This is a genomic window from Amycolatopsis bullii (genome assembly GCF_014654205.1).
GTDB classification, from domain to species: domain Bacteria; phylum Actinomycetota; class Actinomycetes; order Mycobacteriales; family Pseudonocardiaceae; genus Amycolatopsis; species Amycolatopsis plumensis.
On the sequence record NZ_BNAW01000010.1, the window covers coordinates 155,248 to 181,865 of the forward strand.

A 26,618-nucleotide genomic window follows, 5' to 3' on the forward strand; every position below is an offset into this window, starting at 1 on the left:
GTGTTGAACCCCCGGCAGCGACGGTCGAGGGTCGGCCGGGGAGACGACCATGACAGCACCGCCGAGGACCACCGAAGAATCCGCTTCCAGCCTTCGCGATTATCGCACCCCCGAGACTCTGCCCCGCCCGGGCGGACGCCTCACCAAGGAGGACCTCGACCCCCTGGTCAAGGACGCGGGCGAGGGCAACCCGGCGGCGATCCACTCGCTGCTGCAGATGATCGAGCCGGTGGTGGTCCGCTACTGCCGCGCGCGCATGGGCGGCCGCGACCTGTCCTACCTGTCGGCCGACGACGTCGCCCAGGAAGTCTGCCTCGCCGTGCTCAAGGCCCTGCCCGACTACCAGGACCGCGGCGGCTCCTTCCTGTACCTGGTCCACGCGATCGCGGCCAACAAGGTCGCCGACGCCTACCGCGCCGTCGCCCGCGACCGCTCCGAGCCCGTCCCCGAGCTCCCGGAGCGCCCGCTGGTCGCCGGCAACGAGCCGGAGTCGCACGCGCTGCACCTCGACCTCGGCGCCCGCCTCGGCCGGCTGCTCGCCTCCTTGCCCCGCGTGCAGCAGGAGATCCTGACCCTGCGCATCGCCGTCGGCTTCTCGGCGACCGAAACCGCCGAAGCGCTCGGGATCTCCCCGGGCAACGTCCGCGTGACGCAGCACCGCGCCCTGACCCGGCTGCGCGGCATGATCCACGACGACGAGTTCTGACAGACCACTTGAGCGAGCGGGCGGGGTGACCTTTTTACCCCCTGGAGGAGGTCGCCCCGCCCGCATCCAGCCGGTAGGCCGTGCGGGCGTTGTGCTCGAAGACGGCCAGGCGCTCGGCGTCCGACAGCGAGCCCGTCAGCGCGATCGCCGCGTCGAGGACCAGCTCGTAGGACGCCGCCAGTTCGCAGACCGGCCAGTCCGAGCCGAACAGCAGCCGGTCCGGGCCGAACACGTCCAGGACGTGGTCGACGTACCGGCGCAGATGAGCGACCTCCCACCCCGTCCAGTCGGCTTCGGTGACCAGCCCGGACAGCTTGCACACGACGTTTTCGCGCGCCGCCAGCGCCGCCACGCCGGACGCCCACGGCTCCCACTCCCCCGCCGCGATCGGGGGCTTCGCCGCGTGGTCGAGGACCAGGCGCAGTTCCGGCAGGCGCAACGCCACCTCGGTCGCGGCCGCCAGCTGCGAGGGGCGGACCAGCAGGTCGAACGCCAGCCCCGCCGCCGCCACCGTGCTCAGCCCGGCCACCACCTCGGGACGCAGCAGCCAGTCGTCGTCCGGCTCGCCCTCCACCTGGTGCCGGAGCCCGACCAGCGGGCCGTCGAGCGCGGCCAGCCGGTCGGCGAGGTCCGGTGCCGTGAGGTCCGCCCAGCCGACCACGCCCGCGATCACCGGCTCCGCCGCCGCGGTCGCGAGGAACTCCGCCGTCTCCTCGTCCGAGGACACCGTCTGGGCCAGGACGGTCGCGTGCACGCCCGCCGCCTTCGTCACCGCGCGCAGGTCCTCGACGGTGTACGGGCGGCGGATCGGGTCCATCGCCTGCCCCGCCATCCACGGGTACTCGCGCAGCGAGGGGTCCCACAGGTGGTGGTGCGCGTCGATCATGAGACTCCTTCGGCGATGACGACGTCGGCGCGCAGCAGTCCCGCGTCGGTCAGTTCGGTCCACAACGCCGGTGGCACGACCGCCCGGGCCCGCCGCGCGTTCACGGTGACCTGGTCCGGATCGTGCGCGCCGACGACCACCGACGCGACCACGGGGTGCGCCATCGGCAGCGCCAGCGCGGCTTCGGGCAGCTCGACGCCGTGGCGCGCGCAGATCTCCGCGATCCGCCCGGCCCGCTCGACCAGCTCCGCCGGCGCTTCGGCGTAGTCGTAGACCCGGCCCGGTTCGGCCGTGGCCAGGATCCCGCCGTTGAACGCGCCCCCGACCACAACCCGGACGTCCCGCTCGGCGCACAGCGGGAACAGCTCGTCCAGCGCGGGCTGGTCGAGCAGCGTGTAGCGGCCGGCCACCAGCAGCACGTCCAGGTCGGTGCGGCGGACGAACTCGGCCAGCATCGGCGCCTGGTTCATCCCGGCGCCGAACCCGCCGATCACGCCCTGCTCCCGCAGCTCGCGCAAGGCGGGGAATGCCCCCGAGAGCGCCTCCTCGAAGTGGTCGTCGGGGTCGTGGACGTAGACGATGTCGACGCGGTCGAGCCCGAGCCGCGTCAAGCTGTCCTCCAGGGACCGCAGGACGCCCTCGCGGCTGAAGTCCCACCGGCGCTTGTAGGCGGCCGGAACGGCGAAGCCCTGGTCGTCCCGGTCGCCGGCGCCACCGGGGTTCGGTTCCAGCACCCGGCCGACCTTCGTCGAAAGCACGTACTCGTCCCGCGGGTACGAGCGCAGGGCCGCGCCCAGCCGCGCCTCCGACAGGCCGAGGCCGTAGTGCGGCGCGGTGTCGAAGTAGCGGACACCCTCGTCCCATGCGCGCCGGACGGTCGCGGCCGCGGTCTCGTCGCTGATCGCGTGGTACAGGTTGCCCAGCTGGGCGCAGCCGAGCCCGAGCGGGGACAGGGAGAGTTCCAACGCCGTCACTCCTTCACCGGCCGTTCGCGGACCGGCCCGACGCCGGTGTCTTCGAGGACGTGGGAGAGGCCGGGACCGTTACGGGGGCCACTCGTTGTGGTGTGCGCTGGTGGGTCATCGCCCTTCCTCCGCCGAGACATGGCACGCTGGGCAGTAACACCGAAACATCCGAGGTCTGTTGCAGGGAGGGCGGACGCGATGCCCGTCACCGATGTCGCGATCGACAAGATCAAGGACATGATCATCTCCGGCGAGCTGGCGCCGGGCGACCGGCTGCCCAAGGAAGCCGAACTGGCCCAGCGGCTCGGGCTTTCGCGCAGCTCCCTGCGCGAGGCCGTCAAGGCGCTGTGCCTGATCAGGGTCCTCGACGTCCGGCAGGGCGACGGCACGTACGTCACCAGCCTCGAGCCCAACCTGCTGCTGGACGCCATGACGTTCGTGGTCGACTTCCACCGCGACGACACCGTGCTCGACTTCCTGGCCGTGCGGCGGATCCTGGAGCCGGCCGCGACCGCGCTGGCCGCGCTGCACATGAGCGACGCGGACATCGCGGAGCTGGGCACGCTGCTCGGCGAGCTGGAGGACTCGCCGACCGTGGAAGCGCTGGTCGCCAACGACCTGCAGTTCCACCGCAAGATCGCTGACGGCTCCGGCAACCCCGTGCTCTGCTCGCTGCTCGACAGCCTCTCCGGGCCGACCGCCCGCGCCCGGATCTGGCGCGGCCTGACCCAGGAAGGCGCGGTCGCGAAGACCCGCGAACAGCACACGGCGATCTACGAGGCCATCGCCGCGCGCGAGCCGGAACTGGCCCGTTCGTGGGCGACCGTGCACGTCGCGGGCGTGGAGCAGTGGCTGCGCAACGCCCTGGGCACCGCGGACGACCCGACCGTGCCCGACTCGGACGCCGAGCCGGCCGCGGAAGCCTCGTAGCACACCTACCTCCGGAACACGTCGGATCTTCACCGGGCGGGCGTCAGGTTTGGGGCTTTCCGCCCGCGTACCGGGCGATGATCAGCGCGACCAGGATGATGGCGCCGTAGATCGCCCCCTGCCACTCCGCCGTGACGTGCGCGTAGTTGAGCAGGCTGGACACCGACGACAGCAGCAGGACGCCGGTCAGCGCACCGACAAGCGTGCCCTTGCCACCGTCGAGGGAGACGCCGCCGATCACCGCCGCCGCGAACACCTGCAGGATCATCCCGGATCCCTGGTTCGCGCCCAAGGCCCCGACGTAACCGGTGTACGCGAGCCCGCCGATCGCGGCGAGGATCCCCGCGACGACGAACACCGCCCACGCGATCCGGTCGACACGCACCCCCGCGGCCCGCGCGGCTTCGCGGTTGCCGCCGATCGCGTACAGCGCGCGGCCGACGCGGTGGTAGCGCAGCACCCAGCCCGCCACGGCGAACAGCAGCGCCGCCAGCCACACCGACATCGGCAGCCCGGCGAACGTCGTCGTCGCCAGGTTGGTGAACGAGTCCGGCAGGTTGAACAGCGTCTTGCCCTTGGTCGAGCCGACCTGCACACCGCGGAGCACGGTGAGCATGGCGAGGGTGACGATGAAGGCGTTCAGCTTGAGCTTCACGATGAGGAAGCCGTTGACGAACCCGACCAGCGCCCCGCACAGCGGGATGATCAGCAGCCCGACCGCGGCGGGCAGCTCCACGCCGAAGCCCGCCGACGCCGCCGGGATCACGACCATCGCGCCCAGCGCGGGCGCCAGGCCCATCGTCGATTCCAGCGACAGGTCGAACTTCCCGGTGATCAGCACCAGCGACTCGCCGAGCACGACCAGCGACAGCGCGGCCGACGCGGTCAGGATGCTGACGATGTTGCTCCAGCCGACGAACGTGTCGTCGACCAGGCCGCCGATGACGAACACGACGACCAGGGCGGGCAGGAGCGCGAGTTCGCGCAGCCAGACGGCTTTCCGGCGCCGCGGTGGCGCGGGCAGCTGCGTCTGCGGGGAGGTCATCACGTCGGTCACGAAAGCTCGACTCCTTCGATGTCGGCCACGAGGTCGCCGTCGGACCACCCGGCCTGGTGTTCGGCGACCACGGCCCCGGCGCGCAGCACCAGGACCCGGTCGCTCAGGCGCAGGTCGTCCAGCTCGTCGCTGACGATCAGCACCGCCTTGCCCTCGGCGCGCACCCGGTCGACGACCGCGAGCAGCGCCTCCTTCGACTTCACGTCCACGCCCGCGGTCGGGTTGATCAGCACGACCACCCGCGGATCGCTCAGCAACGCCCGCGCCAGCACGACCTTCTGCTGGTTGCCGCCGGACAGGTCGGAGACCGGCTGGTCGGCGCCCGCGGCCACGATGTCGTAGTCCTTCAAGGCCTGCGAGGCCTTCGCGTACCGCGTCGACGGGGACGCGATCCCGCCGCGGCCCAGCTTGTCCAAAATGGACATGGTGGCGTTGTCGGCGATCGAGTGCTCCAGGACCAGGCCTTCGTGGTGCCGGTCGCGCGGCACGCAGCCGATGCCCGCCTTCAGCGCGGCCGGGATGTCCCCGGGCCGCAGCGGCGAGCCGTCGACGCGGATCGTGCCCGCCGACGGCGATCGCAGGCCGTAGACGGTCTCGGCGACCTGGTGCTTCCCGCTGGCGTTGCTGCCCGCGAGCCCGACGACCTCGCCGCGGCGGAGCCGGAACGAGACATCTCGGAAGCCGTCGCCGGCGAGCCCGTCGACCGACAGGATCTCCGCCGCGTCCGCTTCGAGCGACTCGCGGGAAGCGGCGTCACGCACCGAGAGGCCGCCCGGTTCGCCGGTCATCGCGTCGACCAGCTGGGCCTTGCCGACCTCGGACACCGGCGCGGTGAGCACGTGCTTCGCGTCGCGCAGCACCGTGACGGCCTGGCAGACCTCGTACACCTCGTGCAGGTGGTGCGAGATGAACAGGAACGTCACCCCGCCGGCCTGCATCTGGCGCATCCGGTCGAAGAGCCGCTCGATGGCCTGGCTGTCCAGCTGCGCGGTCGGTTCGTCGAGGACGATGAACCGGGCGCCGTAGGAGAGCGCACGGGCGATCTCGACGAACTGCCGGTCCTCGACCGACAGCTCCCCCGCCGGCGTGTCGACGTCGACGTGCACGTCCCACGATTCCAGGAGGTCGCGGGCCTTGCGCCGCAACGACTTCCAGCCGATCGAGAACCCGCCGCCCGCCTGCCGGTTGAGGAACAGGTTCTCGGCCACGGTGAGCTGCGGGACGACCATCGCGTGCTGGTACACGCAGGCCACGCGGGCCTTCCAGTCGTCCTGTTTGGACAGCGGCGGGGCCGGCTCGCCGCCGAATTCGACGTGCCCGGTGTCCGTGGCGGACAGGCCGGTGAGGATGGAGACGAGCGTCGACTTGCCGGCCCCGTTGCGCCCGACGAGCGCGTGCGACTCGCCGGGGTGCACGGTGAGGCTGACGTCGTGCAGCGCCACGGTCGGGCCGTAGCGCTTCCCGACACCGTGCGCGCTGACCACCGGGACGGCGGATTCGCCGGCGGGCAGCGCGGTCACAGGTTGTTCCCCCAGAGGGCCTTGTCGTCCACGTTGTCCTTGGTGATGACGGGCGCGGGCAGCTGGTCCTCGAGGATGCCCGGGCTGATCTCCACGATGGTGCTGCCGTGGTCGGTCGGCCCGGCCTTGAACGTCTCGCCGGCCATGGCCTTCTTCAGCCAGTACAGGCCGTACTTCGCGTACGCGTCGGCCGGCTGGGACACGGTGGCGTCCAGCTCACCGGCGCGGATCGCGGCCAGCTCCTGCGGGATGCCGTCGTTGGAGACGAGCACGACGTGCTTCGGGTCCCCGACCGGGAAGAACAGGTTCTTGCGCTTGAGGGCCTGCTCGGTCGGGGCCAGGTAGACGCCACCGGCCTGCATGTAGACGCCTTTGATGTCCGGGTTGGCGGTCAGCATGCTGTCCAGGCCGGAGGACGCCTTGTCGGCCTTCCACTCGGCCGGGATCTCCAGCACCTGGATGCCGGGGTACTTCTGCTTCATGCAGTCGCGGAAGGCCTCCGAGCGGTCGCGGCCGTTGACCGAGGCCAGGTCGCCCATGATCTGCACGACCTTGCCGGACTTGACCTTCTCGCCGATCGCGTCGCAGGCCTTGGTGCCGTACGCCTTGTTGTCGGCCCGCACCACCATGGCGACCTTGCCGCTCTCGGGAGCGACGTCGACCGCGACCACCGGCACGCCCTTGTTCTCGGCCTGCTTGAGCCCGGCGACGATGGCGGCCGAGTCCAGCGGCGTCACGACCAGGCCCTTGACGCCCTGGTTGAGGAAGGTGCCGATGTCGGTGATCAGCTTCGCGGGGTCGCTGTCGGCGTTGACCGTCGGGAGGACGTCGACGCCCTCTTCCTTGGCCATCTTGGGCACGTAGTTGTTGTAGGCCTGCCAGAACGGCGAGGTCAGCAGCGGCAGGGTCGCGCCGACCTTGCCGCCCGCGCCGCCGCCCGCCGCGGGCGCCGGAGCGTTGTCCTTCGTGGACCCGCAGGCGGCCAGCACCAGGCCGCAGACGGCGGCCGTGGCGGCCACCTGGATCACCCTCTTCGGGAATGGCACAGCGCGCACAACATCCTCCTTGATGACGGCGGGAATCAAGTCTCAGTGGGGTTGGACCGGGCCGCGAGGACGCAGGCCGTACATGCCACCGTCGACCGCGAGCGCGGTGCCGGTGGTCGAGGCGGAACGGGGGCTCGCCAGGTAGGCGATCGCGTTCGCGACCTCGTCGGCGGTGACCAGCCGGCCCATCGGCTGGCGGGCCGCGAGGGCCGCGCGTTCGGCCGCCGGGTCTTCGGCGGCGTCGAGCAGCCGGCCCACCCAGGGGGTGTCCGCCGTGCCCGGGCACACGCAGTTGACGCGGATCCCGTCGGGCAGGTGGTCGGTCGCCATGGCCAGGGTCAGCGAGAGCACCGCGCCCTTGCTGGCCGAGTAGAGCGCGCGGTTGGGCAGGCCGGCCCAGGCCGCGATGGAGCAGGTGTTGACGATCGCCGCGGACGGCGAGTTCTTCAGGTGCGGCAGCGCGGCCCGGGCGAGCCGGACCATGCCGACGACGTTGACGTCGAACACGCGGTGCCATTCGTCGTCGTCGTTGCCGGTGACGTCACCCTGGGCGCCGATCCCGGCATTGTTCACGAGGATGTCGAGGCGTCCGAAGCGTGCCACGACGGCGTCGATGGCTTCGCGCACTTCCCGATCGGAGGAGACGTCGCAGCGGAAACCGTCGTCACCGGGGTTCAGGTCCAGGATCGCCACCTGGGCACCGCGCTCGGCCAGCAGGTCCGCGGCCGCCTTGCCGATGCCCGAGGCGCCCCCGGTGACGGCGGCCACCAGGCCCTCGAATTCACTCACTGGCGGTCTCCGTCCACTCGGGACCGTCCGGGAACCGGAACCGGCGCAGCGTGGCGTCGTGCATGCGCGCGGAGAACCCGGGGGCGGTCGGGGCGAGGTAGCGGCCGCGCTCGACGACGGCCGGGTCGGTGAAGTGCTCGTGCAGGTGGTCGACCCACTCGATCGAGCGGTCCGCGTCGGTGCCGGACACGGCCACGAAGTCGAACATCGACAGGTGCCGGACGAGCTCGCAGAGGCCGACGCCGCCGGCGTGCGGGCACACCGGGACGCCGAACTTGGCGGCCAGCAGCAGGATCGCGAGGTTTTCGTTGAAGCCGCCGACGCGGGCGGCGTCGAGCTGGAGCACCGAAATGGCGTCCGCCTGCAGGAGCTGCTTGAAGATCACGCGGTTCTGGACGTGCTCCCCGGTGGCGATCTTGATCGGCGCGAGGGCCTTCGCGATCGCCGCGTGCCCGAGGATGTCGTCCGGGGAGGTGGGTTCCTCGATCCAGTACGGGTCGTACGGGGCCAGCGCGGTCATCCAGGTGACCGCGGCGGAGACGTCCCAGCGCTGGTTGGCGTCGACGGCGATCCGGACGTCCTGGCCGACGGTCTCCCGCGCCAGTTTCATCCGGCGGACGTCGTCCTCCAGGTTGCCGCCGACCTTGAGCTTGATCATCTCGAAGCCGTCGGCGACGGCCTGCTCGGCGAGCCGCACGAGCTTGGCGTCCGCGTACCCGAGCCAGCCGGGAGACGTGCTGTAGGCGCGGTAGCCGCTGGTCTCCAGCTGCTTCGCGCGTTCGGCGCGGCCGGGTTCCGCGCGGCGGAGGATGTCGAGGGCCTCGGCTTCGGTGAGCGCGTCGGTCAGGTACCGGAAGTCGACCAGGGACACGAGTTCTTCGGGCGTCATCCGCGCGGCGAACCGCCAGACCGGCAGGCCGGCGCGGCGGGCGGCGAGGTCCCAGGCGGCGTTGACGATCGCGCCGACGGCCATGTGCGCGACGCCCTTTTCCGGGCCCAGCCAGCGGAACTGCGAGTCGCCGACGAGCGTGCGGGACAGGTCGCCGAGCGCGGCCGCGTCCTCCGGGACGTCCCGGCCGACGACGTGCGGAGCGAGCGCGCGGATCGCGGCGGCCTGGACGTCGTTGCCGCGGCCGATGGTGAACGCGAGGCCGTAGCCGTCCGGGCCGCCGTCGGCGTGCAGCACGACGTACGCGGCGGAGTAGTCCGGGTCGGGGTTCATCGCGTCCGAGCCGTCGAGCTCCTTCGACGTCGGGAACCGGACGTCGAGGACCTCCATGCCGATGATCTTCGCCATGGTCAGGCCTGCCTCGCGGTCTGGCGCTGCCGCCCGAGGCCGTCGATCTCGAGCTCGATGACGTCGCCGTCGCGCAGGTACGGTTTCGGGTCGGGCTGCCCGAGCGCGACGCCCTCCGGGGTGCCGGTGTTGATCAGGTCGCCCGGCCGCAGCACCATCACCTGGCTGAGGTGGTGCACGATCTCGGCGACGCCGAAGATCATGTCCTTCGTGGACGAGTCCTGCTTCTTCTCGCCGTTGATCCACAGCCGCAGGCCGAGGTCCTGGGGGTCGGGCACCTCGCTCGCGGGGACCAGCGCCGGGCCGAGCGGGTTGAAGTTCTCGCAGGACTTGCCCTTGTCCCACTGGGCGGTGCGGAACTGGAGTTCGCGCTCGGAGACGTCGTTCGAGACGACGTAGCCGGCGACGTACTCCAGGGCTTCTTCGACGCTCTCGAGGTAGCGGGCGGTCCTGCCGATCACGACGCCGAGCTCGACCTCCCAGTCGGTGCTGACCGAGCCGCGCGGGATGAGGACGTAGTCGGCCGGGCCGACCACGACGTCCGGCGCCTTCATGAAGACGACGGGCTCGGTGGGCGGGGTCGCGCCGGTCTCCTCGGCGTGGCGGCGGTAGTTCATGCCGATGCAGACGACCTTGCCCGGCTGGGCGATCGGGGCACCGACGCGCACGCCTTGGACATCGGCTCTCGGCAGCTCCCCGGCGACGAGGGCGGCGGCGGTCCGCGCGATCCCGTCCGCGGCGAGGAAGCCGCCGTCGATGTCGGCGGTGAGGCCGCCCAGTTCGTAGGTCGTGCCGTCACCGGCGCGCACGAACGGACGCTCACTTCCCGGCTCTCCGAGGCGCACAAGCTGCACGGATGTTTCCCTTCACCCACACCGACCAGACATCCGATGTATAGCGCACGAGTGACCACCAATCCAGAGCCATCGCTGAATCGGTGGCAAAATTGGTCGGATCAGTGTCGGTTCCGGCTCGGCTGACCACGGGGTGTCACCGATCACAGCCGGAATAGCACCGCCGCTCGGCCCGCTGGTCCCCGGTGACGAAACGAAAGGACGCGCATGACCTCCACGGCGGAACGTACCGCGCCGAGCCGGCGCGCGCAGCTGAAGTTCGTCCTGGTCCTCGGCGGCCTCACGGCGTTCGGCCCGCTGTCGATCGACATGTACCTGCCCGCGCTGCCCCGGATGGCGACCGACCTGCACGCCGCGGACAGCACGATCCAGCTGACGCTCAGCGCGTTCATCGCCGGGCTGGCCCTGGGCCAGCTGGTGATCGGCCCGCTTTCGGACGCGCTGGGCCGCCGCCGCCCGCTGCTCGTGGGGCTCGCGCTGTACGTCGTGGGCTCGGTGCTGTGCGCGGTGAGCCCGGACGCGTGGCTGCTGGTCGCGGCGCGGCTCGTGCAGTCCCTGGGCGCGGCGGCGGGCATCGTGATCGCGCGCGCCACCGTGCGGGACCTGTTCGAAGGCACCGCGATGACGAAGTTCTTCTCGACGTTGATGCTGGTCAGCGGGCTGGCGCCGATCCTGGCGCCGCTGCTCGGCGGGCAGCTGCTGAACTGGACGTCGTGGCGCGGGGTGTTCGTCGTGCTGACGGCGTTCGGCGCGCTGCTGCTGGCCGTGGTGGTGTTCTTCCTGCCGGAGCCGTCGGCGGCGCGGTCTCCGCTGCGGCTCGGCCGGGTGATGCGCACCTACGGGCGCTTGGTGCTCGACCGTTCCTTCGCGGGGTACGCGCTGGCGTCGGGCCTGCTGTTCGCGGCGATGTTCGCCTACATCTCGGCGTCGTCGTTCGCGCTGCAGGGCGTGTACGGGCTCAGCCCGCAGGCGTACAGCGTGGTGTTCGGGGTGAACGGCGTCGGGATCGTGCTGGCGGGGCAGCTCAACGGCCGTCTCGTCGGGCGCGTCCGGGAGCGGGCGTTGCTGTTGTCCGGGCTGCTGCTCGGGGTGACGGGCGGGGCGCTGGTCCTGCTGTCCGCGTGGGCACGGTGGCCGCTCGCGCTGCTGCTGGTGCCGCTGTTCCTGCTGGTGTCGAGCATCGGCCTGGTGATGCCGAACGCGAGTTCGCTGGCGCTGGCCGCACACGCGCGTTCGGCCGGGGCGGCGTCGGCGCTGCTGGGTGTGCTGCAGTTCGTGGTGGGCGCGGTGGCGACACCGCTGGTCGGCCTGGGCGGCTCGGGGACGGCGGTGCCGATGGCCGCGACCATGGCCGGGTTCGCCGTCCTGGCCCTGGTCGCCTACCTCACCCTCGCCCGTCCCGTCGTGAGTGGGAAACAGGGTTAGAACACTGTTTCCCACTCACGACAGGAGGCGCTCCAGCTCGGCGGCGGCCGGTTCGTGGCCCGCGTCGGCGATGCGCTGCAGCTCGAGGAGGTCCTTCGCGGCGACCGCGCGGCGGGTGAGCAGCTCCCCGGCCCGGTCGGAGCCTTCGTCCAGCAGCTCGCTCAGCTCCTCGACGTCGCCGCGCGTGTCGGCGAGGTCGGCGAGCCGGTCCAGTGCGGTCTCGTTGCCTTCGTCGGCCAGCGCGCGCAGGGTCTCGTGATCGGTCATGCGGCGAGCATGCAACCTTGCCCCTGGGGCAAGGTCAAGTGCGAGGATGGCCGGGTGCTCACCATCGGACAGCTCGCCGGGTACGTCGGGGTGACGGCCAAGACGATCCGCGTCTACCACGCGAAGGGCCTGCTTCCCGAGCCGGAGCGCGACAGGTCCGGCTATCGCCGGTATCGCGCTTCCGACGCGGTCGAGCTGATCAAGATCCGTACGCTCGCCGAGGCCGGCGTCCCCTTGGCCCGCATCCGCGAACTCCGCGCCGGCGACGGGTTCGCCGCGGCGCTCCGGCAGATCGACGACGACCTCGCCGCCCGGATCGCCGGATTGCAGGCCACCCGCTCCCGGCTGCGGCGGCTGGCTTCTGGCCGGTTGTCGCCCCTGCCGGATGAAGTGGTGGCCTACCTCGAACGGCTGCCGGGCCTCGGGTTCAGCGAACGGTGGGTGACGCTGCAGAACGATCTGTGGACGCTCGTGTTCGCCACCCATCCGGAGACGGCTCGTAGGAACTTCCGGGATCAGGCGGGGATGCTCGACAGCCCGGAACTGCTCTCGCTGGTTCTCGAGTACGACCGGGTGCATGATCTCGATTCGCAGGACCCGCGGGTCGACGCTCTGGCTTCGAAGCTCGTTTCGGCTACCCGGGCGCGGTACGGCGGCGAGTTGCCCGCTTATGAGCGGGGTTCGGCGATTCCGGCGCTGGTGCAGGGGGCGGTTAACGCGTCTTCGCCCGCGTGGCGGCGGGTCGATGTGCTGTTGCGGGAACGTCTTGGGTTTCGCCACCCCGACGCCCGATTGTGACTACGGCCGGCAGCACCGCGTCAAGGCGGGAAAGCGTGCCTTGACCCGGTGCCGCCGGCCGTGTTGCGGCTTCGGATCGGGGTTGCGGGGGGTCTGGGCCCCTGTTGCGTTCTGTTCTCTGCCGCGGCCTTCGGCTTCCGGTCGGGGTGCTGCCGCGGCCTTTCGGCCTACACCAGCGACGCCAGGTCCGCCGTCTTCAGCTGGTCCGCCGTCACCTTCGTGTGGCCGTCGACCAGGGCTCCCAGTGCGTCTCCGTCGTCCCACATGTTCACGTTCATCGCCGCCGCCACTTGGCCCTCGCGCAGCCAGAACGCCGTGAACTCGCGGGCGGCCAGGTCGCCGCGGATCACCAGTTCGTCCGCGGCCGGGTCCGCGAGGCCGCGGTACTCGCAGCCCAGGTCGTACTGGTCGGTGAAGAAGTACGGTGAGGCCAGGAAGGGCTCGTTGCCGCCCAGGAGGTTCTGCGCCACGTGCGTGCCCTGGTCCTTCGCGTTCGCCCAGTGCTCCACGCGGATCCGGCGGCCGAACCGCGGGTGGAAATTCGCCGCGATGTCGCCCACCGCGTAGACCTCGGGCGCCGCCGTGCGCAGGGCCGCGTCCACCGCCACGCCGCCGTTGTCGGAGAGTTCCAGGCCCGCCGCGTGGGCCAGCTCCACGCGCGGGGCCGCGCCCACCGCGACCAGGACCACGTCCGCCGTCAGCTCTTCGCCGGTGCCGAGACGGACGCCGCGGACGCCGTCCGGGCCGCCCGTGATCTCCGCGACCTGCTCGCCCAGGCGGTACCGCACGCCGTTCGCAATGTGCAGGTCGCGGAAGACCGCGCCGACCGTTTCGCCGACCACGTTCGCCAGCGGCACCGGCACCGGGTCGACGACCGTCACCTCCGCGTGGTGCGTGCGGGCCGCGGCGGCCGCTTCGGAGCCGAGCCAGCCGGCACCGATGATCAGCACGCGCTCGGCCGCGGCGAACGCCGAGCGCAGCTTGAGCGCGTCGTCGAGGGTGCGCAGCGTGTAGAGCCCGGGCAGGTCGCCGCCGGGCACCGGCAGCCGGCGGGGCCGGGAGCCGGTTGCCAGCAGCAGCCGGTCGTAGTGGTGCTCGCCGCCCGCGTCGTCGACGACCAGGCGCGCGCCGAGCTCGATCCGGGTCGCCGTGACGCCGGCGCCGAAGCGGATGTCCTTCTCGGCGTAGAACTTCTCCTCGTGCACCCAGTCGGGTTCGTCGGCGTTGCCCAGCAGCACGCCCTTCGACAGCGGCGGCAGTTCGTAAGGACGGTGCGGTTCCGAGCCCAGCAGCAGGATTTCGCCACCGAAACCGCGTTCGCGCACCGCGGCCGCCGCGGACGCCCCACCCAGGCCCGCACCGACGATGACGATCTTCCGCGGCTCCGACATCCAGACCTCCCGGGGACGGCTCGTGCACCGGACGCTACTCCCGAACGGGCCGCGTCACGACCGGGGATTACGCCGAAAACCCGCGAAGCGCAAGACAAAACCCGCGAGTAGGCAGATCGGGTGAACCCGCGTCATAGCGCCGCCGGGGTCCGCTCCCACCCTCGCACGGAGCACGACCACGACGAGGAAGCGAGGGCGGCGACCATGAGTCGGGGCGAGTGGTCGATCGGCTGCCGGGATCTGGCCGGCAGGCGCAGGGACGTGACGGTGTTCGTCAGCAACGACAAGGTGGTGCTGGTCGCGCCGCCCGGCGAGGCGGCGGTGCTCGGGCCGCTCGACGTCGGACGGCTGCGGGCCGCCCTGCGGGACGCCGTCGTCGCGACGGCCGACGAAGAAGAAAGCTGACAACTACCGTTCCTACTTATCAGTAGGTTAGAGTCGGGCCTGACGAGAAGGGACCGGCCATGACGACCTACTTCGTGACGGGCGCGACGGGCTTCATCGGGAAACGCCTGGTCGCCCGGCTGCTGCAGCGGCCGGAGACGTCCGCGGTCTACGCGCTGGTGCGGGAGACCTCCCGCGAGCGCTTGGCCGCCCTGGCGCGGGACTGGCCCGGCGCGGACAAGCTGCATCCCGTCCTCGGCGACCTCGCCGAACCCCGGCTCGGCGCCGACCCCACCGGCCTCCCCCACCTCGACCACGTCGTCCACCTGGGCGCGATCTACGACCTGACCGCCGACGAGGAAGCCAACCGGCGGGCCAACGTCGAGGGCACCCGCCACCTGCTGGCCTTCGCGGCCGCCGCGCGAGCCGGGCTGGTGCACCACGTGTCGTCGATCGCCGTGGCGGGCGACCACGCCGGGCGGTTCACCGAAGCCGACTTCGACCTCGGCCAGCGCTTCGGCTCGCCGTACCACGCGACGAAGTTCCAGGCCGAAAAGCTCGTCCGCGAGCAGTCGCTGCCCTTCCGCGTCTACCGGCCCTCCGCCGTCGTCGGCGACTCGCGCACCGGCGAGATGGACAAGGTCGACGGGCCCTACTACTTCCTCCCGGCGATTTCGCGGCTGGCGGCCCTGCCCGGACGCCTGCCCCTGGCCGCCCCCGATCTGGGCGCGACGAACCTGGTGCCGGTCGACTACGTCGTCGAGGCGATGGACCACCTGATGCACCGGGACGCGCCTTCGGGGACGACCTACCACCTCGCCGCCGCGCGCCCGCAGCCGCTCAACTCCGTCTATAACGCCTTCGCGCGCGCCGCCGGCGGTCCGACGATCCGGGCCGTGCTGCCGGCGAAGCCGTCCGGCGCGCTCCGGCGGGTGGGCGCCCGCTTGGCGCACGCGGCCGCGGCCGGGATCGACCGCGTCCCCGGCGGCCGGGGCGCCCGCGCGGCCGTCCTCGACGAGCTCGGCATCCCCCTGGCCGTGCTGCCGCACCTGACCATGGACGTCGTCTTCGACACCGCGCGCACCACGACGGCGTTGTTCGGCAGCGGCATCGAACTCCCGGAGCTGCGGGACTACGCGGCGTCGCTCTACCGGTACTGGCAGGCCCACCTCGACCCCGACCGCGCGCGCCGCACCCACGGCCTGGCCGGGCGCACGGTGCTGATCACCGGGGCGTCGTCCGGGATCGGCCGCGCGTCGGCGCTGGCCGTGGCGCGCAAGGGCGCGAAGGTGATCCTCGTGGCCCGTCGCGCCTCCGAGCTCGAAGAGGTGCGGGCCGAGATCCTCGCGGCCGGCGGCACCGCCGCGGCGTACCCGTGCGACCTCACCGACGGCGACGCCGTCGACGCGCTGGTCAAGGACGTGCTCGGCGACCACGGCGCGGTGGACGTCCTGGTGAACAACGCCGGCCGGTCGATCCGGCGGTCGGTCACGCTGTCCACGCAGCGGTTCCACGACTTCGAGCGCACGATGGCGATCAACTACTTCGGGCCGGTGCGGCTGATCCTCGGCTTCCTGCCGTCGATGACCGAGCGCGGGTTCGGCCACGTCGTCAACGTGACGACCCAGGGCCTGCAGACCGACACCCCGCGCTTCTCGGCCTACCTGGCCTCGAAGGCGGCGCTCGAAGAGTTCGGGCTGACGGCCGGGCGGGAGACGCTCTCGGACGGCGTCACCTTCACGTCGGTGCGGATGCCGCTGGTCCGGACGCCGATGATCGCGCCGACCGGCTACCGCGGGATCCCGTCCAGCAGCCCGGAGCGGGCCGCCGCGCTGGCGGTGAAGGCGTGCGAGGAGCGGCCGGAGATCTTGAGCCTCCCCGAAGGCCGCGCCGCCGAACTGGCGACGCTCGCCGCGCCGCGGCTCGCCCGGTTCGCCGCGCACCTGGCCTACCGGGCGACGCCGGAGTCCGCGCCCGAGGCACGCGGACTGCCCCGCCGGTCCGCGCCGTCGTCGGTCGCGGGGGCGGTGACCCGGCTGATCTGGCGCCGTCGTGCCTGATTCCCGCGAATTCCGCCGAAACGCTGGCACGGACGCGACGGTACTTCTACCCTCGCGCGAGTCCCGTACACCCGTACGGGCTCTGACTGGGGAGTTCGAAATGCCGGTATTCAGCGTATCCAGCGTGGTCAGCAGCGGGCACCGCAGCGCCGACAAGACGGCCGTGATCGGCACCGCGAGGTGAGCCCGGCGGACGCCGCCCCGATCCACCGGGGCGGCGTTCGCACCGGTCCCCCGAGGGCGGCACCCGGCCGCTACCATCGCTTCCGGGCGTGATCGGACACGGAAGGCGGCACGGCGTGGACGTGATGAGTCCTGCGCCCGTCGCGACCGCACCACCCCGGCAGACCCGGCCGCTGCTGCGCTGGAGCCTCCACGCGAGCTGGGTGCTCGTGCTCGCGCTGGCCACCGAGTTCCGCGTCGGCCGCTTCGGCTTCCACCCCTCCGACCAGGGCTTCATCCTCGCCCAGGCGTGGCGCGTGCTGCACGGCGAAGTGCCGCACGCCGACATCATCTCCGCCCGCCCACTGGGATCGGCGGTGCTGCACGTCGCCGACTACGCGCTGCCGATGCCGCTGTTCTTCGGCTCCGGCTTCCTGGCCATGATCGAGCTCGTCGTGGCCACGATCGCGTTCGCCACGCTGGTCACCCGGCGCCGGGTGCTCGAGTGGGGCCCGGGAACGACGGCGCTGGTCGCGGCCGCGTCGCTGCTCAACCTCAACGCCTTCCCGCTGATGGCCTGGCACACCGTGGACGGCATCTTCCTCACCGCGTGCGGCGCCTGGGCCCTGGACGCCGGCCTGCGCGGCGGCCACGCCTTCGCCCGCCGCGGCGGGCTGGTGCTGCTCGGCTGCGCGGTGCTCGTCAAGCAGAGCTTCGCGCCGGCCGCGGTGATCGGCCTCGGCTGGCTGCTGCTGCACCCGGCGACGCGGACCGGCACGCGCCGCGCGGTCCGGCTCGTCCTCGACCTCCTCGCGCTCGCCGCGCCCGGGCTGGCGTACGTGGCGTGGGTGAGCCTCGGCGGCGGCTTCACGGAGATGGTCGGGCAGCTCACCGGCGGCCTGCCCGCGTACGGCGAGCGGCTGCTCGGGCTGTGGCTCGACGACCCGGAGGTGCTGACCCGGCCGCCGGTGCGGGAGCTGGGCTTCTTCGCCGCGATCGCCGTGGTGCTGCTGGCCGTCCGGCTCCCGGGTGACCGGCTGGGCGCGGCCGGGCGGGTGGCGTCCTGGGTGCTGGTGCTCGCCGGCGCCACGGCGGTGGTCTGGACCGTCGTCGACGGCCGGCTCACCGGGTCCACGCGCTGGGCCGATGTCCTGTGGTGGATCGTCGCGGTCAGCGTGCCGGTGCACGCGGCCGTGCGGCGGCAAGTGCCGTGGGCGGGGCTGCTCGTGCTCGCCACCGGGTTCATGACGAGCCTGTCGTGGGGCAACGACACCCCGACGCTGCTCTGCGGCACCCTCGCCCTGACGACGTTGCTGCTGCTGGGCCAGCTGATCCCCTCTCGCCCGCGACCGAGTTGGCACAGCGCGGTGACGGCAACGGCCGGCTTGCTGGTGGTGGCGGTCTGCGGCTGGGTCGTCGTGGCGCGCCACGACCAGGCGGCCTACCTCGACGTCAGCCACGACCGGCTGACCGAGGACCTCGGCGCGGTCACCCCGGCGATGGCCGGGATCCGCACGAACCCGTCGACGTTCGCCTTCGTCCGGCAGATCCGCGCCTGCCTGGATCGCTTCCCGGCCGCGCGGACGGCGATCCTGCCGGACAGCCCGTTCGCCTACCCCGCGTTCGGCCTGCGCAACCCGTTCCCCCTCGAGTGGCCGCTGCCGCTGGAGATCGTCGGCGACGCGCCCGGGCGCATGCTCGCGACGGCGGACCGGCTGAACCGCGAAGGCGGCTACCTGGTGCTGTTCCAGACGGATTCGTACCGGATGCTGGCGACGGGCGGCCCGGTGCCGGAGTCGATCCCGGCCGACACGCCGGTGTTCGACTACCTGGGGCTGGAGAAGGCGATCCAGGCTCGGCTCACGGGCCGCGTCGTGACCTGCGGCAGCTTCGTCGGGAAGTACGCCCCCTAGGACTCCCGCACCGCGCCGGTGAACTCCCGGAACGCGTCGATCAAGACCCGCGGGACGTCGTCCTCCGCGACGCCGGCGAGGAGCTCGTCGAACCGCTTTCCTTCCTGGCCGACCTTGGCGCTGCGCGGGAACATGGCTTCCTCGTACTCCGCGAGCGCGGTTTCGACGGCACCGGGGCGCGCGGCGAGGGCGAGGCCGAGCTCGGCTCCGTCGAGCATGGCGAGGTTGGCGCCTTCGCCGTTGGCCGGCATGAGGTGGGCCGCGTCGCCGACGAGCGTCACCCCCGGCACGCGCGCCCAGCGGTGCCCGATCGGCAGGGTGTGGTGCGGCCGCAGGACGGGTGCGGTGTCGCCGTCGGTGATCAGCGCGGTCAGTTCCGGTGCCCAGCCGTCGAACTCGGCCGCGACCCGCGCGGCGGCCGCGGCGGGATCGCTGAAGTCGAGCGCGTCGAACCACGCCAACGGCCGGATCAGCGACACGTAGGTGTGCAGGGTGTCCCCGCTTTCCCGGTGGGCGTGGATGCCCTTGCCGACCGAGGGCACCATCAGCGAGCCGCCGCCCACCGCCTTCGCGGCGGCGGGGTGCCGGGTGTCCGCGTCGTACAGGTAGGTCTCGACGAAGGCTTCGCCGACGTACGCGGGGGTGGCGTCGGTGAGCAGCGGCCGGATCCGCGACCACGCGCCGTCGGCCCCGATCAGCAGGCTCGTGACGACGGTGCCACCGTCGTCGAAGGTCACCTCGTGGCGGCCGTCGCCGAGCGCACGGGCCCCGGTCACCTTGTGTCCCCAGTGGACAGTGCCGTCCGGCAGCGCGTCGAGCAGCATCCGCCGCAGGTCGGCGCGCTGCACTTCGGGGCGGCCGCCCGTGCCGTCGTCGGGCTGTTCGAACAGCACGGTTCCGTGCCGGTCGAGGACCCGCATCGCCTGCCTGCCCGGCAGGATCAGGCCGCGGAACTCCTCCATCAGCTCCGCCGCTTCGACGGCGAGCTGCCCGTTGTAGTCGTGGATGTCGAGCATCCCGCCCTGGCTCCGCGCCGTCGGGGACGGCTCGGCTTCGTAGACCTCGGCAGGGATGCCGTGAACGTGCAGGACGCGGGCGAGGGTGAGGCCGCCGAGGCCGGCGCCGACGATCGTGACGTGCATGCGTTGCTCCTTCGGGTTTCGGTGTGACTCCCGAAGGCTGGCGAAGATCACTGGCGCCGGGCGCACACCCCGCTGGCGCGACGCTGGCACGCGCTGCCAGGCGCTGTCAGTCGGTCAGCAGGTCGTCCGGGCTGGCGGCGGCCAAGCCCGCCAGCACGTCGAGCGCCGCGGCGAGGGTCTCCACCGGTGGGGCCGACACCGCGATCCGGACCGCGTTCGGCGCGTGGCCCGGCAGGACCGCGAACGCCGCCGCCGGGGACAGCGCGATCCCCCGGCGGGCCGCCGCCGCGACGAACGTCTCCGCCCGCCAGCGCTCCGGCAGCTCCCACCAGCGGTGGTACGACGCCGGGTCGCCGCGCAGGCCCGGCAGCCGCTCCGCCACGACGGCCGCGCGGGCGGCCGCGTCACGGCGTTTCGCCGCCTCGATGCCGGCGATGGTGCCCGTCACGATCCACTGCGTCGCCGCCTCGAGGGCGAACCGGGACGCCGCCCAGGCACCCGAGCGCACCGACGACGCCAGGCGGGCCGTCCAAGCCGGGGGCGAGACGAGGAACCCCGCCGTCAAACCGGGTGCGACGCGCTTGGAGAGGCTGTCGACGAACACCGTGCGCTCCGGCGCGTACGCGGCGAAGGGGCGTACGTCGTCGCGCAGGAACGTGTAGATGCCGTCCTCGATCACCGGCAGGTCCAGGCGGGCCACCACCTCGGCGAGCTCGGCGCGGCGCTGCGGCGGCATCGTCGTGCCGAGCGGGTTGTGCAGCGTCGGCTGGACGTAGAGCGCGCGCACCGGCCCGGCCGCTTCCAGGGCCGTCGGGACCAGGCCGGACTCGTCGGTTTCGATCGGCACGAGCTCCACGCCGAGCCGCGACGCCAGTGCCTTCACCACCGGGTAGGTCAGCGACTCCACCGCGAGCCGCTCGCCGACCGGCACGAACGCGGCGATCGAAGCGGCGAGCGCCTGCCTGCCGTTGCCGGTGAACAGCACCGTCGCCGGGTCCGGGCGCCAGTCGCCGCGGGCGAGCAGCCCGGCCGCCGCCTCGCGGGCCGCTCGCGTGCCCGCCGCGCCGATCGGGTGCAGGGCCGCGGTCAGGACGTCGTCGCGCAGCAACGGCTCCAGTGCGCGCGCCAGCCGCGCCGACTCCTCCGGCAGGACGGCGAAGTTCAGTTCGAGGTCGACGCGGGCTTCGCCGGGCTCGGCGAGCGCGGGTTCGGGCGGCGGCTTGGCCGCGCGGACGAACGTGCCGCGGCCGACCTCGCCGACGGCCAGGCCGCGCCGGACGAGTTCGCCGTAGACGCGCGCGGCCGTGGAACCGGCGATGCCCCGCTGCCGCGCGAAGCGGCGCTGGGGCGGCAGCCGGTCGCCGGGGCGGAGGCGGCCGGCTTCGATGTCGGCGGCGATGGCGTCGGCGACGACGCGGTAGTCGTCCATGCTCACCTTCCCGCCGGAAACGCCGTCGGCGAGCATGATCCCACCCGGGCTATGTTGGCCGTGGAGGTGCCATGACCGACCAGACCTGGACCGCCGTCGACGACTACCTCGCCGGCGCACTGCTCGCCCCCGACCCGGTGCTCGACTCGGCGTTGGCCGACGCCGACGCCGCCGGGCTCCCGCACATCGCCGTCGCGCCCAACCAGGGCAAGCTGCTCCACCTGCTCGCCCGGCTCGCCGGGGCGCGCACGATCCTGGAGATCGGCACGCTCGGCGGGTACAGCACCATCTGGCTCGCCCGCGCGCTGCCGGCCGGCGGCAGGCTGGTGACCTGCGAATACGAGCCGAAACACGCCGAGGTCGCGAAGGCCAACCTGGCGCGGGCGGGCTTCGGCGAGGACGTCGTCGACATCCGCGTCGGCGCCGCGCTCGACACGCTGCCGACGCTGAGCGGGCCGTTCGACTTCGTCTTCATCGACGCCGACAAGGTCAACCTCGCGAACTACGTCCGCGCCTCGCTGGGGCTGGCGCGGCCGGGCACGGCGATCGTCGTCGACAACGTCGTCCGGCAGGGCCGGGTGGCCGACGCGGGCATCGACGACCCGAACGTCCGCGGCGCCCGCGAGATGTTCGAGCTGCTGGCGGCCGAGGACCGGATCGACGCGACCGCGGTCCAGACCGTCGGCGGCAAGGGGTACGACGGGTTCGTGCTGGCCCTGGTGCGGTGAGTCAGCGCGGCCGGACGGCCGTCGTGAACGCCCGCCAGACGTCGGCGGGGACGACGTCACCGGTCAGCTTCCGGCCGCTCGCGTCCTTGAGCCGCCGCTCGTCGTCGGAGCCGATCCAGACCGCCGTCGCCAGCTGCGGGGTGTAGCCGACGGCCCAGGCGTCCTGGTAGTCCGGGCTGGTGCCGTGCTCCGCCTCGCCGGTGGACAGCGCCGCCGGGCGGCCGCCGGTGCGCAGGGTCGCGGTGACCTCCGCGGCGACGCGGCGGCTGCTGTCGTCGTCGCCGAACGCCGGGCTCGAGGTGTCCTGGTGCGCCCAGACGACCGCGCCGCTTTCGTCGCGGATCTTCGCCACCAGGTGCGGGGTGCTGCGCCGGCCACCGGCGGCGAAGGTCCCGTAGGCGCCCGCGACGTCCAGCGGCCGCAACGGGTACCGGCCGATCGCGATGCCCGGCCCGATGAGGAAGCCGTCCTTCTCGCGCAGGGTCGGGACGGCGTCCACGGCGTCCGGGATGCCGGCCTGCCGGGCGGCTTCGCTCACCGCCTCCGGGCCGAGTTTCTTCGCCAGCGCGACCAGGGTGCCGGCGGCGTGCGTTTCGACCGCCCGGCGCGGGGTGCACTTCTTGCCGCAGGGATCCGGGTACTGGAAGGTCTCGCCGAGGAATTCGACCTTCGAGAACCCCGGCATCGGCTGGTCGGGGCCGAAGCCGTGGAGCAGCGCCGCGGTGAACGTGAACGGGTGGAACGCCGAGCCGAGCGCGTGCGGGGTGCTCGCGTAGTCGCGGACGCCCTGGTCACCGCCCTGGTAGGCGCGGACGGCCCCGGTACCGGGGTCGACCGCGACGACGGCGCCGCGGAACTCCTTCGGCTCTTCGTTCAGCTTGTCCCGCAACGCCTTCTTCGCGGCGTCCTGCATCCCGCGGTCCAGCGTCGTCTCGACGGTCAGGTTGCCCTGCTGGAGCCGGCCGAGCGGGAAGCCGTCCTGTTCGAGCTCGGCGAGGACCTGCTGCTTGACGTGGAACTCGTCGTAGGTGACGCGGCCGGCGCGGGTCTCCGACGGCGGCTGGATCTCGCCGCCGGGGTAGGCCATCGGCTCGTCACCGCCGACGTACCCGCGGCTCACGAGCTTGTCGCGCACGTACTGCCAGCGCCGGCTCGCGTGGAGGTCCCCCGAGGCGGCGGGGTCGTGCACCGACGGGGACTGGATCATCCCGGCGAGGAAGGCGGCTTCGCTCCAGGTGATCGAGTCGTCGAGCTTCCGGCCGAAGTAGGCGTTCATCGCCGCGGCGGGCCCGAACGTGCCGCGGCCGAAGGAGATGATGTTGACGTAGCTTTCGAAGATCTGCTCCTTGCCCTGCTCCTGGGTGATCTTCGTGGCCAGCACGAGCTCGGCGAACTTGCGCCCGAGCGTCGCGTCTTCGTCGCCGGTGGACTTCTTGATGTACTGCTGGGTGATCCCGGACCCGCCGCCGACGCCGGTGAGGAACGCCCGGCCGATGCCGGTCGGGTCGAAGCCCTGGTTGTCCCAGAAGGTCGGGTCCTCGGTGGCGATGATCGCGTCCCGCAGCTTCGACGGCACCTGCGAGTAGGGAACGAACGTCCGGTCGCCGTCGGCCGGGATCACCTTGAGCAGCTCGGAGCCGTCCGCGTACTTCAGGACGACGGTCTTGCCGAGCCCGGCCAGGACTTCCTGGGGGCTGCGGACGTCGAGCACCAGGTAGGCGACCCAGAACGCGATCAGCGGCCCGCCGAGGAGGACGCCGAGCGTCCAGCCGGCGATCCGCCGGGCGCGGCGCCACCGCGGGTGGCCGGGCTTGTCTTGGTTCTCGGTCGGCAAGGTCACGAACGGATGACGACCGGACGGGGGACAAAGTTCGGTGGAAAAGCAACGGAGGTTGTTCGAATCCTGTGAAGGAGCCGGACAAGCTCAGGACAAGAAGGCCCGCAGCAGCGAGGCCGTGCCCTCGATGTGTTCCGCCATCGCCCGGCGGGCGGCGGGCGCGTCGCCGGCCAGGATCGCGTCCACGATCGCTTCGTGCTGGGCGTTCGAGTGCTCGAGGTTGGGCGGGAGCAGGGGGATCCGGTCGAGCAGCTGGTTGACGCGGCTGCGGGCGTCGGCCACCGCCGTGGTCAGCGAGCCGGACGCGGTGACCTCGGCGATGGCCAGGTGCAGCCGGGAGTCCTTGCGGCGGTAGTCGCCGAGCTCCGCGCCGGCGGCCTCGGCGAGCGTGCCGGTGAGGTGCTGCCGGTCGGCCGGGCTCAGCGACCGCGCGGCGGCCATCTCGGCGGCGCCGGTCTCGAGGACGTAGCGGAGGCTCAGCGCGTCTTCCAGCGAGACGGCGTCGACCTCGCCGCCCGGCTCGGGCGGGGCGGGCAGGGTGTCGTGCACGAACGTGCCGCCGTACCGGCCCCGTCGTGACTCCACGTAACCGGCGTCGGAGAGGGCCCGGATGGCCTCGCGCAGCGTGACGCGGCTGACGCCGAGCCGTTCGGCGAGCTCGCGTTCCGACGGCAGCCGCTCCCCCGCGCCGACGACGCCCAACCGGATCGCCTGCAGCAGCCGCTCGACGGTCTCCTCGAAGGCGTTGCCGGTGCGCACCGGCCGGAACAGCGCTTCGCCGGCGTTCACCACCGAGGTCGACTCCATCCCGCGAGTCTAGGCCGCGGCGCCGGGGTGGCCCTCACCCTGTGTTCGCGGTGCGGAAAACCGGTGGCCACGGCGGGCACTCTCGGCGACCATGGGACCACCGACACCGAACATCGACGCAGGGGGCGATCCGGTGCACTTTCTGATGGCCGAGGACCTGGTCCACGAACGGGAGAACGAGCTGCGCCACGGCGTGCGCAACCGCCCACCGGGCCGCGCGACGCCGAGCCGCCACCCGGGAACGCGGAAGCAGCAACTGGGCTGGCGCCTGGTCGAAGTCGGCTTGAAGCTGGCCGTCGACCCGGACGACCGCCGGAACTGACCCGGGCACTTTCACGTGAAAGTGCCCTGAGGTCAGCACTCGATGACGTTCACCGCCAGGCCGCCGCGGGCCGTTTCCTTGTACTTCACGCTCATGTCCGCGCCGGTCTCGCGCATCGTCTTGATCGCCTTGTCCAGGGTCACCACGTGGCTGCCGTCGCCGCGCATCGCCATCCTCGCCGCGTGGATCGCCTTCGACGCTCCCACCGCGTTGCGCTCGATGCAGGGGATCTGGACCAGGCCGCCCACCGGGTCGCACGTCAGGCCCAGGTGGTGTTCGACCCCGATCTCGGCCGCGTTCTCGACCTGCGCCGGGGTTCCGCCCAGCACCTCGGTCAGGCCCGCCGCGGCCATCGCCGAGGCCGAACCGACCTCGCCCTGGCAGCCGACCTCCGCGCCCGAGATCGAGCCCGTCTGCTTGAGGATCGAGCCGATCGCGCCCGCGGTGAGCAGGAACGTCACGATGCCGTCGTCGTTCGAATGGCGGATGAAGCGCTGGTAGTAGTGCAGCACCGCCGGGATGATCCCGGCCGCGCCGTTGGTCGGGGCCGTCACCACCCGGCCGCCCGCGGCGTTCTCCTCGTTGACGGCGAGGGCGTACAGGCTCACCCAGTCCATCGCGTACAGCGGGTCGTCCGCGCCGTCCTCGGCCAGCAGCTTCTCGTGCAGCGCCCGCGCCCGCCGCGGGACCTTCAGGCCGCCCGGCAGCACCCCTTCGTGGGTGCAGCCGTTGCGGACGCACTCCGCCATGACCGCCCAGATGTCCAGCAGCCCCGAACGCACCTCGTCCGCGGTGCGCCAGGACAGTTCGTTCGCCAGCATGATTTCGCTGATGGGCAGGCCCGTCGACGCGCAGTGCGCGAGCAGGTCGGCACCCGTGCGGAACGGGTACGGCACCGGCGTGGAGTCCTCGACGAACACCGTGTCCGTCTCGTACGACTCGTCGCGGACGAAGCCGCCGCCGACCGAGTAGTACGTCCGCTCGCGCAGCAGCGCACCGTCGGCGTCGAAGGCGCGGAAGACCATGCCGTTCGGGTGGGCGGGCAGCGACTTGCGGCGGTGCATGGTGAGGTCGGTGTCCTCGTCGAACGCGATTTCGTGCGTGCCTGCCAGCAGCAACCGGCCCGACTCGCGGATCGACGAGATGCGGCCCGGCACGGTGTCCGTGTCGATCTCTTCGGGACGCTCACCGGACAGCCCGAGCAGGACGGCCTTGTCGCTGCCGTGGCCGAACCCGGTCGCGCCGAGCGAGCCGAACAGCTCGGCCTGGACCCGGGAGGTCCGCGCGAGGTCGTCGCCGAGGCCGTCCACAAAGGTCAGTGCCGCCCGCATCGGCCCGACGGTGTGGGAACTCGACGGGCCGATGCCGATGGAAAACAGGTCGAAGACGCTGATCGCCATTGATCCGCCCCTTCCTATCGGGCCAGCAGCGAGCTGGCCTCTTGCGAAGCCGGGCCCTGGTCGGCGAGGTGGGCCAGGTTCTCCGGCAGCTCTTCTCCACGGTAACGCTTGGTCTGCGCGTACAGCCGTCCCGCGCGGTACGACGAGCGCACCAGCGGCCCGGCCATGACACCGGCGAAGCCCATCGCCTCGGCCGCCTTGGAATGCTCGACGAACTCCTCCGGCTTCACCCACCGGTCCACCGGGTGATGCCGCGGCGAGGGACGCAAATACTGCGTGATCGTCAAAATCTCGCACCCGGCGTCGACCAGGTCCTGCATCGCGGGCGCGACCTCGTCCGGGGTTTCGCCCATGCCGAGGATCAGGTTGGACTTCGTCACCAAACCGGCTTCGCGAGCCTTCGTGATGACCTCCAGCGATCGCGCGTACCGGAACCCGGGACGGATCCGCTTGAAGATCCGCGGCACCGTCTCCACGTTGTGCGCCAAAACCTCCGGCCGCGA

Annotated in this window: 24 protein-coding genes and 1 pseudogene; 9 read left to right on the top strand and 16 right to left on the bottom strand. The window is 72.2% G+C overall.

Annotated features, from left to right (window positions below):
- Window positions 1–49: 49 nt before the first annotated feature.
- Window positions 50–706 carry an RNA polymerase sigma factor ShbA gene (gene shbA / locus IE317_RS15300; RefSeq protein ID WP_191310469.1) on the top strand — a complete coding sequence of 219 codons (657 nt, stop codon included), beginning with the start codon at window positions 50–52 and terminating at the stop codon, window positions 704–706.
- A gap of 34 nt (window positions 707–740) precedes the next feature.
- Here shbA and IE317_RS15305 read toward each other — a convergent pair whose 3' ends face one another.
- Together IE317_RS15305 and IE317_RS15310 are read right to left on the bottom strand one after the other, a co-directional pair.
- Complete coding sequence (locus tag IE317_RS15305; protein WP_191310471.1) at window positions 741–1,592, bottom strand: amidohydrolase family protein; 852 nt, start codon at window positions 1,590–1,592, stop codon at window positions 741–743.
- On the bottom strand, window positions 1,589–2,557 hold the full coding sequence (locus tag IE317_RS15310; RefSeq protein WP_191310473.1) for an aldo/keto reductase: 969 nt from the start codon (window positions 2,555–2,557) through the stop codon (window positions 1,589–1,591). Before IE317_RS15310 ends, IE317_RS15305 begins: the two co-directional genes overlap by 4 nt.
- A gap of 198 nt (window positions 2,558–2,755) precedes the next feature.
- On the opposite strand from IE317_RS15310, the gene IE317_RS15315 reads away from it, so the two are divergent.
- On the top strand, window positions 2,756–3,487 hold the full coding sequence (locus IE317_RS15315; protein WP_191310475.1) for a FadR/GntR family transcriptional regulator: 732 nt from the start codon (window positions 2,756–2,758) through the stop codon (window positions 3,485–3,487).
- Between the two features lie 43 nt (window positions 3,488–3,530).
- On the opposite strand, the gene IE317_RS15320 is transcribed toward IE317_RS15315, so the two are convergent.
- Genes IE317_RS15320 through IE317_RS15345 form a run of 6 tightly spaced genes read right to left on the bottom strand, consistent with a single transcriptional unit; the run spans window position 3,531 to window position 10,050 of the window.
- Window positions 3,531–4,544, bottom strand: a complete 1,014-nt coding sequence (locus IE317_RS15320; protein WP_191310477.1) for an ABC transporter permease — start codon at window positions 4,542–4,544, stop codon at window positions 3,531–3,533.
- Window positions 4,541–6,064 carry a sugar ABC transporter ATP-binding protein gene (locus IE317_RS15325; RefSeq protein WP_191310479.1) on the bottom strand — a complete coding sequence of 508 codons (1,524 nt, stop codon included), beginning with the start codon at window positions 6,062–6,064 and terminating at the stop codon, window positions 4,541–4,543. Before IE317_RS15325 ends, IE317_RS15320 begins: the two co-directional genes overlap by 4 nt.
- A complete protein-coding gene (locus tag IE317_RS15330; protein WP_191310541.1) occupies window positions 6,061–7,092 on the bottom strand; it encodes a sugar ABC transporter substrate-binding protein in 1,032 nt (343 codons plus the stop codon). The genes IE317_RS15325 and IE317_RS15330 overlap by 4 nt, the downstream gene beginning before the upstream one ends.
- 60 nt (window positions 7,093–7,152) lie before the next feature.
- The gene (locus tag IE317_RS15335; RefSeq protein ID WP_191310482.1) at window positions 7,153–7,899 is read right to left on the bottom strand and encodes an SDR family NAD(P)-dependent oxidoreductase; all 747 of its coding nucleotides are present in this window, start codon (window positions 7,897–7,899) and stop codon (window positions 7,153–7,155) included.
- A complete protein-coding gene (locus tag IE317_RS15340; RefSeq protein WP_191310484.1) occupies window positions 7,892–9,196 on the bottom strand; it encodes an enolase C-terminal domain-like protein in 1,305 nt (434 codons plus the stop codon). The genes IE317_RS15335 and IE317_RS15340 overlap by 8 nt, the downstream gene beginning before the upstream one ends.
- 2 nt (window positions 9,197–9,198) lie before the next feature.
- On the bottom strand, window positions 9,199–10,050 hold the full coding sequence (locus IE317_RS15345) for a fumarylacetoacetate hydrolase family protein (RefSeq protein ID WP_191310487.1): 852 nt from the start codon (window positions 10,048–10,050) through the stop codon (window positions 9,199–9,201).
- A gap of 207 nt (window positions 10,051–10,257) precedes the next feature.
- Here IE317_RS15345 and IE317_RS15350 point away from each other — a divergent pair, with 207 nt between their 5' ends.
- A complete protein-coding gene (locus IE317_RS15350) occupies window positions 10,258–11,475 on the top strand; it encodes a multidrug effflux MFS transporter (RefSeq protein ID WP_191310489.1) in 1,218 nt (405 codons plus the stop codon).
- A gap of 15 nt (window positions 11,476–11,490) precedes the next feature.
- Here the strand turns inward: IE317_RS15350 and IE317_RS15355 are convergent, their stop codons facing one another.
- On the bottom strand, window positions 11,491–11,742 hold the full coding sequence (locus IE317_RS15355) for a hypothetical protein (RefSeq protein WP_191310491.1): 252 nt from the start codon (window positions 11,740–11,742) through the stop codon (window positions 11,491–11,493).
- A 54-nt stretch (window positions 11,743–11,796) separates the two neighbouring features.
- Between IE317_RS15355 and IE317_RS15360 the strand changes: the two genes are divergently transcribed.
- Entirely contained in the window at window positions 11,797–12,540 is a 744-nt protein-coding gene (locus IE317_RS15360) for a MerR family transcriptional regulator (protein WP_191310493.1), read from the top strand.
- 167 nt (window positions 12,541–12,707) lie between these two features.
- Here the strand turns inward: IE317_RS15360 and IE317_RS15365 are convergent, their stop codons facing one another.
- Complete coding sequence (locus tag IE317_RS15365; protein WP_191310496.1) at window positions 12,708–13,931, bottom strand: NAD(P)/FAD-dependent oxidoreductase; 1,224 nt, start codon at window positions 13,929–13,931, stop codon at window positions 12,708–12,710.
- A 204-nt stretch (window positions 13,932–14,135) separates the two neighbouring features.
- On the opposite strand from IE317_RS15365, the gene IE317_RS15370 reads away from it, so the two are divergent.
- From IE317_RS15370 to IE317_RS15380, 3 genes are all read left to right on the top strand, one after another.
- Entirely contained in the window at window positions 14,136–14,336 is a 201-nt protein-coding gene (locus IE317_RS15370) for a hypothetical protein (protein ID WP_013223722.1), read from the top strand.
- A 59-nt stretch (window positions 14,337–14,395) separates the two neighbouring features.
- Complete coding sequence (locus tag IE317_RS15375; protein ID WP_191310498.1) at window positions 14,396–16,375, top strand: SDR family oxidoreductase; 1,980 nt, start codon at window positions 14,396–14,398, stop codon at window positions 16,373–16,375.
- 299 nt (window positions 16,376–16,674) lie between these two features.
- Window positions 16,675–18,450, top strand: coding sequence for a hypothetical protein (locus IE317_RS15380; protein ID WP_191310500.1), 1,776 nt, complete (start codon window positions 16,675–16,677; stop codon window positions 18,448–18,450).
- On the opposite strand, the gene IE317_RS15385 is transcribed toward IE317_RS15380, so the two are convergent.
- Window positions 18,447–19,592: an FAD-dependent oxidoreductase gene (locus tag IE317_RS15385; protein ID WP_191310501.1), complete on the bottom strand. Its 1,146-nt coding sequence runs from the start codon at window positions 19,590–19,592 to the stop codon at window positions 18,447–18,449. The genes IE317_RS15380 and IE317_RS15385 overlap by 4 nt on opposite strands.
- Before the next feature lie 106 nt (window positions 19,593–19,698).
- The gene (locus IE317_RS15390) at window positions 19,699–21,021 is read right to left on the bottom strand and encodes an aminotransferase-like domain-containing protein (RefSeq protein ID WP_191310543.1); all 1,323 of its coding nucleotides are present in this window, start codon (window positions 21,019–21,021) and stop codon (window positions 19,699–19,701) included.
- A 71-nt stretch (window positions 21,022–21,092) separates the two neighbouring features.
- Between IE317_RS15390 and IE317_RS15395 the strand changes: the two genes are divergently transcribed.
- The gene (locus IE317_RS15395) at window positions 21,093–21,749 is read left to right on the top strand and encodes an O-methyltransferase (RefSeq protein WP_191310503.1); all 657 of its coding nucleotides are present in this window, start codon (window positions 21,093–21,095) and stop codon (window positions 21,747–21,749) included.
- Between the two features lies 1 nt (window position 21,750).
- On the opposite strand, the gene IE317_RS15400 is transcribed toward IE317_RS15395, so the two are convergent.
- Both IE317_RS15400 and IE317_RS15405 read right to left on the bottom strand, forming a co-directional pair.
- Complete coding sequence (locus tag IE317_RS15400; protein ID WP_191310505.1) at window positions 21,751–23,589, bottom strand: transglycosylase domain-containing protein; 1,839 nt, start codon at window positions 23,587–23,589, stop codon at window positions 21,751–21,753.
- A gap of 84 nt (window positions 23,590–23,673) precedes the next feature.
- Window positions 23,674–24,393, bottom strand: coding sequence for a FadR/GntR family transcriptional regulator (locus tag IE317_RS15405; RefSeq protein WP_191310507.1), 720 nt, complete (start codon window positions 24,391–24,393; stop codon window positions 23,674–23,676).
- Window positions 24,394–24,484: 91 nt separating this feature from the next.
- On the opposite strand from IE317_RS15405, the gene IE317_RS15410 reads away from it, so the two are divergent.
- Entirely contained in the window at window positions 24,485–24,715 is a 231-nt protein-coding gene (locus tag IE317_RS15410) for a hypothetical protein (protein ID WP_191310509.1), read from the top strand.
- Between the two features lie 32 nt (window positions 24,716–24,747).
- On the opposite strand, the gene IE317_RS15415 is transcribed toward IE317_RS15410, so the two are convergent.
- Both IE317_RS15415 and IE317_RS15420 read right to left on the bottom strand, forming a co-directional pair.
- Entirely contained in the window at window positions 24,748–26,115 is a 1,368-nt protein-coding gene (locus IE317_RS15415; protein WP_191310511.1) for an L-serine ammonia-lyase, read from the bottom strand.
- Between the two features lie 14 nt (window positions 26,116–26,129).
- Window positions 26,130–26,618, bottom strand: a pseudogene (locus IE317_RS15420) (lipoyl synthase); the annotation flags it as partial.

What these genes read in the sequence shown, in the direction of transcription:
- shbA (WP_191310469.1), top strand. Translation starts at nt 50, where the DNA reads ATGACAGCACCGCCGAGGACCACCGAAGAATCCGCTTCCAGCCTTCGC.
- IE317_RS15305 (WP_191310471.1), bottom strand. Translation starts at nt 1,592, where the DNA reads ATGATCGACGCGCACCACCACCTGTGGGACCCCTCGCTGCGCGAGTAC.
- IE317_RS15315 (WP_191310475.1), top strand. Translation starts at nt 2,756, where the DNA reads ATGCCCGTCACCGATGTCGCGATCGACAAGATCAAGGACATGATCATC.
- IE317_RS15340 (WP_191310484.1), bottom strand. Translation starts at nt 9,196, where the DNA reads ATGGCGAAGATCATCGGCATGGAGGTCCTCGACGTCCGGTTCCCGACG.
- IE317_RS15350 (WP_191310489.1), top strand. Translation starts at nt 10,258, where the DNA reads ATGACCTCCACGGCGGAACGTACCGCGCCGAGCCGGCGCGCGCAGCTG.
- IE317_RS15355 (WP_191310491.1), bottom strand. Translation starts at nt 11,742, where the DNA reads ATGACCGATCACGAGACCCTGCGCGCGCTGGCCGACGAAGGCAACGAG.
- IE317_RS15365 (WP_191310496.1), bottom strand. Translation starts at nt 13,931, where the DNA reads ATGTCGGAGCCGCGGAAGATCGTCATCGTCGGTGCGGGCCTGGGTGGG.
- IE317_RS15370 (WP_013223722.1), top strand. Translation starts at nt 14,136, where the DNA reads ATGAGTCGGGGCGAGTGGTCGATCGGCTGCCGGGATCTGGCCGGCAGG.
- IE317_RS15375 (WP_191310498.1), top strand. Translation starts at nt 14,396, where the DNA reads ATGACGACCTACTTCGTGACGGGCGCGACGGGCTTCATCGGGAAACGC.
- IE317_RS15385 (WP_191310501.1), bottom strand. Translation starts at nt 19,592, where the DNA reads ATGCACGTCACGATCGTCGGCGCCGGCCTCGGCGGCCTCACCCTCGCC.
- IE317_RS15390 (WP_191310543.1), bottom strand. Translation starts at nt 21,021, where the DNA reads ATGGACGACTACCGCGTCGTCGCCGACGCCATCGCCGCCGACATCGAA.
- IE317_RS15395 (WP_191310503.1), top strand. Translation starts at nt 21,093, where the DNA reads ATGACCGACCAGACCTGGACCGCCGTCGACGACTACCTCGCCGGCGCA.
- IE317_RS15405 (WP_191310507.1), bottom strand. Translation starts at nt 24,393, where the DNA reads ATGGAGTCGACCTCGGTGGTGAACGCCGGCGAAGCGCTGTTCCGGCCG.
- IE317_RS15410 (WP_191310509.1), top strand. Translation starts at nt 24,485, where the DNA reads ATGGGACCACCGACACCGAACATCGACGCAGGGGGCGATCCGGTGCAC.
- IE317_RS15415 (WP_191310511.1), bottom strand. Translation starts at nt 26,115, where the DNA reads ATGGCGATCAGCGTCTTCGACCTGTTTTCCATCGGCATCGGCCCGTCG.